Source organism: Coprococcus sp. TF11-13, from assembly GCF_003481085.1.
In the GTDB taxonomy this organism is placed as follows: Bacteria; Bacillota; Clostridia; order Lachnospirales; family Lachnospiraceae; genus Coprococcus; species Coprococcus aceti.
The window spans coordinates 840151-853663 of record NZ_QUKK01000001.1; the positions used below are offsets into that span (position 1 = coordinate 840151).

13 protein-coding genes are annotated in these 13513 nt (G+C 43.5%); 4 read left to right on the top strand and 9 right to left on the bottom strand.

Annotated features, from left to right (window positions below; genetic code table 11):
* Window positions 1-168 precede the first annotated feature (168 nt).
* Window positions 169-354, top strand: coding sequence for a 50S ribosomal protein L28 (gene rpmB, locus DXD11_RS03705; RefSeq protein WP_022059057.1), 186 nt, complete (start codon window positions 169-171; stop codon window positions 352-354).
* Between the two features lie 320 nt (window positions 355-674).
* Here rpmB and DXD11_RS03710 read toward each other — a convergent pair whose 3' ends face one another.
* From DXD11_RS03710 to DXD11_RS03735, 6 genes are all read right to left on the bottom strand, one after another.
* A complete protein-coding gene (locus tag DXD11_RS03710) occupies window positions 675-1091 on the bottom strand; it encodes a GerW family sporulation protein (RefSeq protein ID WP_117549019.1) in 417 nt (138 codons plus the stop codon).
* Window position 1092: 1 nt separating this feature from the next.
* Window positions 1093-1989, bottom strand: coding sequence for a DUF2953 domain-containing protein (locus DXD11_RS03715; protein WP_118757785.1), 897 nt, complete (start codon window positions 1987-1989; stop codon window positions 1093-1095).
* A 32-nt stretch (window positions 1990-2021) separates the two neighbouring features.
* Window positions 2022-2345, bottom strand: a complete 324-nt coding sequence (locus DXD11_RS03720; protein ID WP_015534869.1) for a hypothetical protein — start codon at window positions 2343-2345, stop codon at window positions 2022-2024.
* Window positions 2346-2369: 24 nt separating this feature from the next.
* The gene (locus tag DXD11_RS03725) at window positions 2370-3797 is read right to left on the bottom strand and encodes a hypothetical protein (protein WP_118757786.1); all 1428 of its coding nucleotides are present in this window, start codon (window positions 3795-3797) and stop codon (window positions 2370-2372) included.
* 47 nt (window positions 3798-3844) lie between these two features.
* Window positions 3845-4690: a hypothetical protein gene (locus DXD11_RS03730; RefSeq protein ID WP_022216549.1), complete on the bottom strand. Its 846-nt coding sequence runs from the start codon at window positions 4688-4690 to the stop codon at window positions 3845-3847.
* A gap of 173 nt (window positions 4691-4863) precedes the next feature.
* Complete coding sequence (locus DXD11_RS03735; protein ID WP_022216550.1) at window positions 4864-5199, bottom strand: LysM peptidoglycan-binding domain-containing protein; 336 nt, start codon at window positions 5197-5199, stop codon at window positions 4864-4866.
* Window positions 5200-5413: 214 nt separating this feature from the next.
* Between DXD11_RS03735 and DXD11_RS03740 the strand changes: the two genes are divergently transcribed.
* Window positions 5414-9634, top strand: coding sequence for a 2-hydroxyacyl-CoA dehydratase (locus DXD11_RS03740; protein WP_118757787.1), 4221 nt, complete (start codon window positions 5414-5416; stop codon window positions 9632-9634).
* Between the two features lie 215 nt (window positions 9635-9849).
* Here DXD11_RS03740 and DXD11_RS03745 read toward each other — a convergent pair whose 3' ends face one another.
* The 3 genes from DXD11_RS03745 to DXD11_RS03755 all read right to left on the bottom strand — a co-directional run bounded on the left by DXD11_RS03745 (window position 9850) and on the right by DXD11_RS03755 (window position 11863).
* Window positions 9850-10059: a hypothetical protein gene (locus tag DXD11_RS03745; protein WP_117874249.1), complete on the bottom strand. Its 210-nt coding sequence runs from the start codon at window positions 10057-10059 to the stop codon at window positions 9850-9852.
* 143 nt (window positions 10060-10202) lie between these two features.
* Window positions 10203-10877: a hypothetical protein gene (locus tag DXD11_RS03750; protein ID WP_117874250.1), complete on the bottom strand. Its 675-nt coding sequence runs from the start codon at window positions 10875-10877 to the stop codon at window positions 10203-10205.
* A gap of 35 nt (window positions 10878-10912) precedes the next feature.
* Window positions 10913-11863, bottom strand: coding sequence for a DUF1848 domain-containing protein (locus DXD11_RS03755; protein ID WP_118757788.1), 951 nt, complete (start codon window positions 11861-11863; stop codon window positions 10913-10915).
* Window positions 11864-12140: 277 nt separating this feature from the next.
* Between DXD11_RS03755 and DXD11_RS03760 the strand changes: the two genes are divergently transcribed.
* A complete protein-coding gene (locus DXD11_RS03760; protein ID WP_117874252.1) occupies window positions 12141-12614 on the top strand; it encodes an RNA polymerase sigma factor in 474 nt (157 codons plus the stop codon).
* Between the two features lie 3 nt (window positions 12615-12617).
* Window positions 12618-13343: a hypothetical protein gene (locus DXD11_RS03765; protein ID WP_243104957.1), complete on the top strand. Its 726-nt coding sequence runs from the start codon at window positions 12618-12620 to the stop codon at window positions 13341-13343.
* Window positions 13344-13513: the final 170 nt, after the last annotated feature.

The following is a 13513-nucleotide window of genomic DNA, read 5'->3' on the forward strand; positions in this document are numbered from 1 at the left end:
CACAATTACTCATCAATTATAGCATAAATCTAATTTTATTCTATAGTATTTCTTCATTTCCAATAAAAAATAAATATTTTGCTTGCATATGGAAAAATAATCTGCTATTATATGTCTTGTTGTGAACTTAGGAAGAAAGTTAGTTTATTCATTGAAGGAGGTGCTATTATGGCAAAATGTTCAATTTGTGATAAAGGTGCTCATTTCGGTATCAAAGTGAGCCACTCTCATAGAAGAGCAAACAAGATGTGGAAGTCAAATGTTAAGGCTGTTAAGGCTGTAGTTGATGGTACACCAAAGAAGATCTATGTTTGTACATCTTGCTTAAGATCTGGTAAGGTCGAGCGTGCATAATATTTGCATAATATCACCGATTCAGTTCTGGTATAAATAAGAGTGATGATCCTCAAGGATCATCACTCTTATTTTTTTATCTGCAGGAGAATATATAAGATAACAGCAATAATATAACGATTATGAGAAATTCCACAAATCCACTTATGAAATATCCTATAACCACTCCCACCGCTGTGAAGAAAAACGCAAATCCTGTGAATTTTTTCCAGATAAAAAATCACCACCATAATGATTTATTATCATTATATGTGGTGACTTTTTAATAATGCATTTCCCAACGCACTGAATCTTACTTATATTATATATTCTGATATTTATTATTCTGTGACAGATTCCTCTGACTGTGCGACATCATTTATCGCCTTGTCAACATTCTTCTCTTCCTCTGTCTTGTCCTTCTTGAACAGACCCACGACCTTATCTACGACCTCTGGGGCCATGTCTATGATCTTTGTTACGGCATCCTGGTTCTTGAGATTTACAAGTCTCGTATTTCCTCCTGAGACGACAAGAACAGCAGACGGGCTCATCTTTGCTCCGATTCCTCCGGCAGCTTTGTTGCCGTCCTGCTTATTGAACGCTCCGGCAGCCATACCAAAATTGACATCTACAAGAGGAATAATGATCGTGTCACCGACATACACAGGCTCTCCAACCACCGATTTCGATGATATAAAGCCATCCATTCCCTTAAACATAGAACCAAGTGTTCCCTCAATATTCATATTTGCCATATCAATTTCCTCCTGATATCTTTTTTAATCGAGCAATAGTTATCTTGACATTCTTGTTCCAGATCACCTTCAGCACGCTCCAGCCGATTGTTCCAAGTCTTATCCTGCCCTTCATGAACAGGTCTCCTTCCAACCGGGCTTCAGAGAAATCCGGTGTTATATCTATATTATCATAGTATAGCGGGAAAAGCAGGCTCATATACCCCAGGCGCTCACCTGTTGTTGCCGGGTCATCCGCACCATATATGATCTGCCCCTTAAGCTTTGTGGGCTTAAGATGCTTTAACACCTTTATCAGTTCAACCTTGAAAACTCTCATGGCTTCCTTTGTTCTGACATTGTGTACAAGCTTAGTATAGCCATCTTTTTTCTTTTTCAGACTGGCAAACTTCTCTGACAGATCTTTGAACTTCGATACAACCGTCTTTGCCATACTGTCTATCCTTCTGCCCAGCCTGATGAGCGGCCCCGGTACGGGCTCCTCAAATTCGCTGTCCTCAAGAAGAAACTGCCTGTCCTCCGGCTCCACCGATGGATAGTCTTCATATCCCGGACTGTCAGAAGCTTCTTCCTCTGTCCCAGCCCGACTGTATTCCCCGGGTTCAGAATATACCTCTTCTTCCGGCTCCGGTATGGCACTTTTTTCGCTGCCCATGATGGTTCCGCCAAACAGCCTCAGCCTGTACCGAAGGCCGTCCGAATCATACAAAACCTTAAAACACAGGACAAAACCAAGCCATCTGGCAGAGAACTTCGCAAATATGTCATCATCCTTCTTCACATACGCCCTGTATCTCACCGGCGCAAACAATACGAGAAGTGCAAGAAGCACTACCAGTCCCACCAGCGACAGGATAACTATGAGCAGTATCTTCAATATCAACCAAACAATATGCATGCTCCATCCCCTTAGACCCAGAGACTATCTGGTCACGATGCAAAAAATCTCTCCACATCAACATCCCCGGTCTTCTTATATATATCATCTATTATATCCCTGACAAGCAGTACAGCCTGGAATCTGCTTGGAGCTGCACCGACAATATGTATAGCATCGCCCATGTCAGTGTAGATCTTCTGCCTGAGTTCATTCAACTCATATATCTCCAGAATCCCATCTCCAAACAACGGAAGTGTGATAACGAACACTCCAGGCACATATTTTACTCTGTGGAAGCGCCTTATTCCTCTGACCATCCTTATGATCTGCCGGTCCCGGGCTCCACCAACATAAAACTTATCATCAATGACCATATTCAATCACCTGTAATAAACAGTTTATTCTTCCATCATCTGCTTTATAACAATATAGTCCGCAAGAAGTTCACTCTTTTCCCTGCATCTCGAAAGAGATCCGTTTACATATTCCCTTATCTCATCAGTGGTGTTGAAGAAAACAGGTATGTTGGAGAGTATCTTTGCCATGATGGCTCTGTTGACTGTCATTGAGTTGGCAGCAAACAGATCTGCAAACTCATTTGTCAGCTTCTCCTTACATGCAGCTATATAATCAGCATCCACATTGAGTACGCCCATCACAGCTATATTGTCTATATCCACAAACATACTTCCCGAGAGAAGCTTATCCATGATCTCCAGATCTCTGTATGTATCCTGAAGCTCATTTGCGGCAATATCATCGGTGTAACCGGTTGATATGTCGTACACAGCGGACTCAAGCATTACCTTATGCTCTCCTGCCTGCTCCTGTTCTCCGACGATATCGTCAAGGAGTGCATATACATCCTCAAGATGCTCTCCGTCGTCAGCGACAGCCTTCTCTATGACAGTCATCGCTTTCTTACAGCTCTCAGATACGCCTTCCTTTGAATCCAGCGCAAGCATCATAACATAGAGATCGTTTACAAGCTCTATGATGAGCATATATTCAGTCACAACCGAATTCAGGAATGCTGCACTTCTGTCCAGCACATCAGTGAGCTTTCTGTAACCATCGTAATCAAGAGCAGTGTAATCACCGGCCTTTAAGACCTCAAGCGCCTCATGTAGTTCATGGTACTCTGTCTCAAATCCCTCTGGAAGTCTTATGAGAGCAGTATTCTCGATCATCTCAATAAACTGGTCAAGAGACTCCTTCTCCACTCCATTATATATATCAAGAGTTTCTCCCAGAATGTCATAGAATCTGTTCTTTGTCATACGTATCGGGAGCTGTCCTATGATGGACTGCAGTTTGGAGTTGATGGCAACCTTGTCCTGATCTGCGAACACAAATCTGTATATCTCTTCTGCAAAGTCACTGACGCCCGCCTCATCGAGCTCCTTAAGCTCCTTCTGTATCTCCTCGTCAACATTCTCCGGATAACTGTATTCTTTCCTGTTTAAAATATACTCATACATCTCAAATGCATCCGTGTATGATGTGAGCACCTTCATCTTGGCTGTTATGGTGTTCCTGACATCCGATATAAGCTTCATGTCAGCATCCTCGCACACCGTCTTATCTCCCACAACAAAGTCGCCTATCAGCTTGTCGATCACAGCCTGGCACTGAGCGATATATGGATCATCAGGGACATCCCCATCCATATGCATGTCCTTGAGTGTCAGGTAATTCAAGGTGAATTTGTGGCATGCATATTCATAATTTGCTTTCGATGCCACCCCTGCAAACAGTGCAAGATTCCTGTCCAGATCCTTCTTTCTCTGTATATCGGTTATAAGCTTCTTCTCTTCATTATACATAATAAACTTCCTCTTTTATCTTCTTTATAAATCTTTGATCATATATCCTAGTTGTGTGTATGAGTAAACAGATGATCCTGACAATACTCCTTGTTACCTGTACACTTTGAGCAGTACCTGAACTGCAGATCAGGATAATCTTTGTCCGTTCTTCCACACACAACGCATCTGTGTCCGATATTCTCCTGTTTTGCTGTCCGCACCTGCCTGTTATAATTCCGCCGCCTCTTCATCTGCTTTGGCGAAAACTTTCTGAAGTTCTTCGTGCTCAGATAGAATATCACAAAGCTCACAAGTGACATGGCTATGTTCACTCTTCCCATAAATGTCTCATTGATGAAGTAATACGCTATAATGACGATATACAGTATCGAGAGATACTTCATCTTGATCGGTATGATCATGGCGTATAACACGCTCATGTCAGGATAGCATACCGCTATAGCAAGGAATATGGACATCAATATATAATATGTCGATGCATATGCGAAATAACCAGTCGAGCTCGCGTAATCATACCTTATGATATAGGTACAGAATATGTGTGCAAGCATTATACCGATCATGGTAAACAGCATGGAGCTGAACATGTACAGATTATAAAGGAATGTTCCGATAGTACGTTCCAGCAGAGATCCCAGACTGTAGTAAAATATCAGCATGATTATCGTGAATATATCGACACCGAATACCGGTGGTGTGATTATCCATGTGAAAAGTCTCCACACCTGTCCATGCATTACCGCCGCCGGATCAAGTGTCAACATGAACAGTATCTTTGGCTGGAACATGAACAACAGATATCCTATACCGTAGCCTATGATGAGGTATAATGTGAGGTTTCGAATGGAGTATCTGCCAAACTTCTTCTCGATCTTACTTATTATATTCATAGAAAAACTCCTGTCATACTTTTTTAAACTACACCTTTTGAATTATATAATATAAAAAATGAGTTTACAACAGTAGAATAATTAAGTTTTTCTAACCTGGCGGATAACAGCAAAATAGCTGCCAGCTATAAACCGGCAGCCTGGACAGATATCATACAGCCATGTGCATCCATCTACTTCTGAAAGTCCACATACTTTATCTCCATGTCCGCGGCAAGGGCCATCTTGTAGAGATCCGGATTGAATTTGAACAGATCATCCGGAGATACTCCGGTATTCTTAAGGACATCCTCAAATGTATCTCCATCCTGCACTGTATATATAAGAAAATCTTCCTCCATGATCACGGGAATACACACTTCATCCCCCGGCTGCATATTGTATACGTTGATGTACGGGTTTGCTGATATGATGTCGCTGAGCTTTACCTTGTATATCCTGGACAGCTTATACAGTGTGTCCCCTCTCTTCACTACATGGATAACTCCGTTACAGGTATCAAAATTCATAGCTTACCCCTGAAAGGCTTTTTTATAATATATTCACCTCCGATGATATAGTTACCTGCAAAAAACTTTTATTTTTACATTTTCTGGTAATGGTTAAGTTTTTATAAAGTCATTGTATTTTTTTAAACCCTACACTATAATAAAGTAGCTTTATCGGCAGAAATGTCGAAATCAAACACATTCAACACACAAAAGAAATTGGAAGGGTTGTTTTATGTACACATTAGGAATTGATATTGGATCAACAACAGTTAAGGTTGCTGTCCTTGATAAGGCGGGCAAGATACTTTTCTCCGATTACAAAAGACATTTTGCAAATATCAAAGAAACACTTAAAGATCTTGTACAGGAAGCAAAGGATGCCCTCGGCGAGAACGAGGTCAATCCATGTATAACCGGTTCAGGTGGACTGGCTCTCGCCCAGCTCATCGGTGTGCCATTTACACAGGAGGTAGTCTGTGTATCAGAGGCACTGCAGGACTATGCACCACAGACCGACGTTGCCATAGAGCTCGGCGGTGAGGATGCCAAGATCATATATTTTACAAACGGAATAGAGCAGCGTATGAATGGTGTCTGTGCCGGAGGTACAGGCTCATTTATCGACCAGATGGCTACACTTCTGCAGACCGATGCATCAGGTCTTAACGACTATGCAAAGGATTACGATACCATCTACCCTATCGCTGCAAGATGTGGTGTATTTGCCAAGACAGATATACAGCCACTCATCAACGAGGGAGCTACAAAGCCAAACCTGGCCGCTTCCATATTCCAGGCCGTTGTCAACCAGACTATATCCGGTCTTGCATGTGGTAAACCTATCAAGGGCAATGTTGCATTCCTGGGCGGTCCTCTTCACTTCCTCCCGGAGCTGAAGAATGCATTTATCAGAACTCTTAACCTGACAGGTGATGCCATCATAGATCCGGGACACTCACATCTGTTTGCAGCCGTAGGTGCCGCCATGAACTCCAAGCCTGAGGTATCCATGACACTTTCAGAGCTTATACATGCACTCTCACAGGAGCTCAACCTCTCCTCAGGTGTAGAGAGACTTGCGCCACTCTTTGAGAGCGATGAAGATTACGAGAAATTCAAGGCAGATCACAACAAGTACGCCGTAAAGCGCGGTGATCTCGCAACATATAAAGGAAACTGTTTCATCGGTGTCGATGCCGGTTCAACCACCACAAAGGTTGCACTTGTCGGTTCTGACGGTGAACTGCTCTACGACTTCTACAGCAGCAACAACGGAAGTCCACTTAACACCACCATCAGAGCTATAAAGGATATATACAGCAAGCTTCCTGAGGGCGCAGTGATCGCAGGCTCATGTTCTACTGGTTACGGTGAGGCTCTTATCAAGCAGGCTCTCTCTCTGGATTTCGGTGAGGTTGAGACAATAGCCCATTACACAGCCGCAGCATTCTTCGACCCTGAGGTCGACTGCATTCTTGATATCGGCGGTCAGGATATGAAGTGTATCAAGATCAAGAACGGCGTTGTAGATAACGTTATGCTGAACGAGGCCTGTTCATCAGGATGTGGATCATTCATAGAGACATTTGCGAAGTCACTGAACTATGACATAGCAGATTTTGCGCACATCGCCATCACAGCGAGAACACCTATAGACCTCGGTTCAAGATGTACCGTTTTCATGAATTCAAAGGTTAAGCAGGCGCAGAAGGAGGGCGCATCCGTGGCTGATATATCAGCCGGACTTGCATACTCTGTTATCAAGAACGCCCTGCTCAAGGTTATAAAGCTCACGGATCCTAAGGATCTCGGCAAGAACATTGTGGTACAGGGTGGTACCTTCTACAACGATGCGGTTTTAAAGAGTTTTGAGGTCATATCAGGAAGAACAGCCATAAGACCTGACATCTCAGGTATCATGGGTGCTTTTGGTGCTGCCCTCATCGCTAGGAACAAGTACAAAGAGGGATTTGTCACGACTATGCTCCCTATCGAGGAGATAAGAAAGCTCACATATGAGAGCTCCATGACAAGATGTAAAGGATGTACAAACAACTGTCTCCTTACAATAAACAAATTCTCAAACGGCAAGAGGTTCATCACCGGAAACAGATGTGAGAAGGGTGTAGGTCTGAAGAAGAACGCAGACAACATCCCTAACCTCTTTGAATATAAGCTTGGAAGAATATTTGGCTATGAGTCACTTAAGCCTGAGGAGGCAAAGCGCGGCGTGATAGGTGTTCCACGTGTACTCAACATGTACGAAAACTATCCTTTCTGGCACACATTCCTCACAAAGCTTGGATTCTCAGTTGTACTGTCTCCAAAGTCATCGAGAAACATATACAGCCTGGGTATCGAATCCATACCTAGTGAGTCAGAGTGTTACCCTGCCAAGATCTCACACGGACACGTTATGTGGCTGCTGAAAAATGGAATCAAGTCCATCTTCTACCCATGTGTACCATATGAAATGAACGAGACTCCTGAGGCAAACAATCACTACAACTGTCCTATCGTTGCTTCTTATGCAGAGAACATCAAGAACAACATGGAGGAACTCAAGGCTGACGACATAACATTCATCAGACCATTTGTGGCCCTGGACAACGAGGAAGCTCTCGTAAAACGTATGTACCGTGAGATGTCCAAGTACTATGATGTGACAATGGACGAGATTGGAAGCGCCATACATGCGGCGTACGCAGAGGCAGAGAAAGTCAAGGAAGATGTACGTGCAAAAGGCGAAGAAACCCTCAGATACATTGATGAACATGACATGCTCGGCATAGTTCTGGCTGGTCGTCCATATCATCTGGACCCTGAGATCAACCATGGTCTCCCAGAGCTCATCAACTCATACAAGATTGCTGTATTTACCGAGGATTCAGTCGCACACCTTGGCAAGGTCGAGAGACCTCTTATTGTCTCCGACCAGTGGATGTACCACTCAAGACTGTACAAGGCAGCCAACTACGTCAAGACCTGTGACAACTTAGAGCTCATACAGCTCAACTCATTCGGCTGTGGTCTGGACGCTGTAACAACTGACTGTGTCAACGATATACTTACCAAGTCAGGCAAGATATACACTGTCCTCAAGATCGATGAGGTCAGCAACTTAGGTGCAGCAAGGATCAGAATCAGATCCCTCATAAGCGCGGTCAACTCAAGACATGAACAGCACTACAAGACATGTCCGTCAAGCAGTGCCATCAACAGAATAGAATTTACCAAGGAGATGAAGAAAGACTATACAGTTCTTGCACCTCAGATGTCTCCTATCCATTTCGATCTTCTTGCACCTGCATTCAAGTGCATGGGAATCAACATTGAGATCCTGCCGGATGCAACCAAGGAGACGATAGATGTTGGTCTGAAATATGTAAACAACGACGCATGCTACCCATCTCTTATCGTTGTAGGACAGATGATGAGCGCCATAACATCAGGAAAGTACGATGTAAACAAGCTTGCTGTCATCATGAGCCAGACAGGAGGCGGATGCCGTGCAACCAACTATGTTGGATTTATCAGACGTGCTCTCTCAAAGGCTGGTTACGGACAGATTCCTGTAATAGCGTTGTCAGCCCAAGGCTTTGAGAAGAACTCAGGCTTTAAGATAAGCTACAAGGTAGTAAAGCGTGCTATGCAGGCTCTGATATACGGTGATGTGTTCATGAGATGTCTGTACAGGACAAGACCTTATGAGAAGGAAAAGGGCTCGGCAAATGCACTCCACGAGAAGTGGAAGAAGATATGTCTGGAAAGTCTCACAAAGACCGGAAGCAATGCAGTTTTCAAGAAAAATATACAGGGAATCGTCCACGACTTCGACACTCTTCCACTCCTTGATATCAAAAAGCCTAGAGTAGGTATAGTCGGAGAAATCCTAGTAAAATTCCTGCCATCAGCCAACAACCATCTGGTTGACCTGCTCGAGGCAGAAGGTGCAGAGGCAGTTATGCCGGATCTTCTGGACTTCTTCATGTACTGCTTCTACAACAACAATTACAACTATGAGTTCCTCGGCAAGACCAAGAAGGGCGCCATAGTCAGCAACACTGTTATAAAGGTTCTGGAGTCTTTCAGAAAACCTGCTAGGGATGCACTTGAGAAGAGTAAGCGTTTCGAGGCCCCAGCTCATATTGAAAAACTTGCCGAGTATGCAAGGCCTATCGTATCCATAGGAAACCAGAATGGTGAGGGATGGTTCCTTACAGGCGAGATGATCGAGCTCATAAAGAGCGGTGCCCCTAACATCGTGTGCGCTCAGCCATTTGCATGTCTGCCTAACCATATCGTAGGCAAGGGTGTTATCAAGCATCTGCGTGAAGCATATCCTGAGGCAAACATCGTGGCAGTCGACTATGATCCTGGTGCATCCGAGGTTAACCAGGTCAACAGAATCAAGCTCATGCTTGCCGCTGCGAACAAGAATATGAAGAAATAAATAATCTCATATTATAATTTATATAATGCTAAAATGGCACATCACATACAGAATAATATTCCGTATACGATGTGCCATTTCACGTTTTAATTCAAGTTATACCCAGAGGCTTTACGCTCTCCTCCTCCAGCTTATTCTCATCCCGCTGTGATCCTTTACACGAGCTTCCTGTAAATGGGGTTATTCAATCTCTTAGTTCATGAACAACTGATCTACTAGATCCAGGCTTTTATCCTTTTCCTGGGAACCAGATTCTCTATCTCAGGGTGATTATCGATACGTCCTGTGCCCACATCTCTCCTGATCTGTCTGAAACCCATGTCGTAGAATTTGGCAGATATATCAGAAACAGAAACCACTCCTTCATATCTAAAGCATTCCCTGACTGCCCTTGCAAATATATCCGGCTTCTCCCCAGCTATCATCAACATATCTCTAAGCTTATCATTTAATGGAGGTTTTTCATATGATTTCTTACAGACCATTTTATGAAACACTATACAAAAAGAAACACAATGCATAATCACATTGCAGTTCTCCCACTGATACTAGATTTATATATATTATTTTATGCTATGGTATACTCCTTCCTGCTGCAATCCTTGAAAAGCTCGTCATCAAGCTTTCTCTGTATCTGCGAGCGGATAAAACGTACTCCCATCCGGTTTTCGGCTGCCTCCTTTGCAAGCCTGTGTTTTGTTTTTGCCGACAATTTCAGCCGCACCCCGTAATAGTCGGCAAGCTTGTCAACCGGGCTGATACCCTTGGTATTTAAGATGGCGTAGAAATCATCTTCTGTCATCTCACGCAGCTGCACTATAGTGGCTATACGTCCCGCGACCTCACTTCTGACATTTGCATACTGTACCAGGTCTTCCTGAGTGAATGTGCTTTTATAACCATCAAATGATTCGTCAGCGGGGGCAGATTCAAACCCTATAGGTCTGCTCTTGTTCACCGCCATATTCTTTGCTCTGACCATAGAATCAAATGATCCTAGAAATACAAAGCTTACATTTGATGTATCTATATCAAGGGTGGGTTCATTGCCCGATGGATTGCCATCGAAATGGACCAGGTCACCCTCAAGAACCTTCAGCAGTTCATTCTGGACTATGTAGCTGTAATGCCTGTCGTCTGCATCTTCGAACATCTTGTCAGCCTCATCGAGCGCCTCCTTGAGCTGTCTGTATTTCTTTTTTCTGAAATCAATGTTTTCCCATTCCTTTTCAGATATCCTCAATTATCTACGCCTCCTAATTATATTTATCCGTTCTGTTATTCCTGACCGTCAAATCTGAAGCTGAGCTGAGTCTGCTTCAGTGACTTCACTTTTCGTTCTGTGATCTTGTCGTACTCACAGACCGAACCGCAGAGAAGCGGTGACGCGGGATCATAACATTTGCAGTTGGCCTTCACCGCATCCGGCGAGTAATTCGCATAACAGTATTTGCATCCATTCAGACAGGTGTTGTATGAACCAATCTCCACGCTCTCCATGCAGCCGCACTCAGGGCGCTGGGACTTATCCTTTGCCACCTTTATGTCACAACCTATAATATCCTCTATGAGCTTCTTGTCTATGCAGCAGTTGTGTTCAATTCCGCACTTCTCCAGATCCACCACCTCTGCACAAGTAGCCATCGACATTCCATGTGATCTTGCAATGTCCGCTATCGCCTTTGCAAATGCTTCCAGATCGTCGTGACTCATCTCATAGCTGTCCACAACCTGCATATTTTTCCTGTTCTTGGCATATATATCGACGAAGCTGATGACGCATTTCTCAGTGCAGCCATCTAACGCCTCCGCAATCTGTGTAAATGCCCTTATGTGGTAATCTGGCGTATATTTCTTCGTGAATACTATCGGGTCATATCTCCAGATGACCCGCTTTTTCCCTATCTTTCCGGCAAGCTCCTGAAATGCAGGAATGAGCTGTCCCTTTTTATCAGGCAGATTCGTCTCCATATCCTTGCCGTAACCTGTCAGAGTGAACTGGAAATAGTATTTGTAAGCATCCAGTTCCGAAAGCCTTGGAAGCATCGGTATGGGATTCTTTGTCCAGAACACAATGCAGTCAACCACCTCAGGTGAGAGGTCTATCCTGCTTATCTGATGCGCATTCATAGGATTCCTCACATACAGAAATCCTTCCTTTATTCTATTAAAAAACCATTCCGAGTAAAATGTCGGTATGTCCGTTCTTCTACTGGCACTGAGTATCATATTTCATTCCTCCGATCAACAGCTTTTCTGTCAACAAAATAAAGTATAATATAATTTCCCGTCTGTTATCAATATCATGTTTTTGTTGATTTTACACCTGATTATGTTTTGTCCCGTACAAATTACGAAGCAATTTTCAATATTGATTTTTGGGATAGAAATTTTCGTATCCATGTGCTATTTTGATACTTTGATTTGTTTTATATATGAGAACTCAATTGAGAAGGAACAAGATTCCTGATTCTCTCATACATACAAACCACGGAGGTGATGACACTTGAAGCAGCAGCAACTGCTTGAACTATATGACAATTACTCGGACAATGCATTCCGTCTGGCCATGAGTTTTCTTGGCAATATAGTGGATTCCGAAGACATTGTCCAGAATGTATATACCAAGCTTATAGAAAAAAGTCCTCACATATCAAAGGGATGTGAGAAGTCCTATATTCTCACCATGACCGCAAATATGTGCAGAAACCATTTGAAATCAGCGGCAAACAGACTGAACAGCAGCTATGAAGAGCTGGCAAACGATGATCTCACAAGTGGCTTCAATATGGAGGAACAGTCAATGTTTGCAGCCATAAACAGGCTGCCCGATACATACAGCACGGCCCTGTATCTGCACTACTACGAGGGGTATTCATTCAAGGAGATCGCTAAGATGCTTCATTTGTCAGTCTCAGCAGTCTCCATGCGGATATCCCGCGGAAGGGATCAGCTAAAAGAATTTTTAAAGGAGGAATAGATCATGAATAATAAAGATATAAACGAATTATACAAAGCTACCATGGATAATGTGACCATGCCCCAGGATGACAAAGACGATCTCAGGGCAAAGCTTGCCGAACAGGCTCAAACCGGCAGATCTGGTCACAGACTCGCCCGCGTCGGCAAATATGCCGCCATCGCCGCTGCCGTGTGCGCAGTTCTTCTGTGCATCCCGGCGACAAGAACAACCGTCTCAGCAGCCATAGACTACATAAAGCAGACCTTCCACCTGGCAAATGGTACCGAAGTGACATACGAGGAAAACAGTGAGGGAAACTCCATACAGTTCACCATATCTACAGATGATGTCAACGGTTACACGAAAGTTGAAAACGGCCGTCTCTACCTTGTTCTCGGAGATACCAAGGAAGATATCACCGACAAATGCGGTCCTGACAAATATTTCCGTCATGAGATCAAGAACGCGGACGGCTCACACAGCGTCATCCTCATCGGAGGTACACCTGATAGCTGCGGCTGGTGCGAGCTCTTCTTCGACAAGAATGGAAAATATGTATTTAACAACATGAACGTTGAAGACTACAACGACCCATGGCTTAATGACGCCCTGCATGCCGAGGGTGTTGACACCGGCAATCCTTATCTGGATGACACAACAACTGAGGATTCTTCTGACAGCGTATATAGTGTAGGCCAGTCTGTAGATGACAACGCCTCAGGAAATGCTACTTATATTGAGCAGTAATAAGTTTAAATTGTCTAATCTAAGCTATTTCACTCTTCAGGGGAACTTTCCCCTGAAGAGTATTTTATTTAAATAAGGACACAAAATTATCGCCAATTTGACGTTAAAATAAAAAAAGATACAACTTATTTTGAAATTGTATCTTTTTTAAGATTTGAAACAAAAAGCCG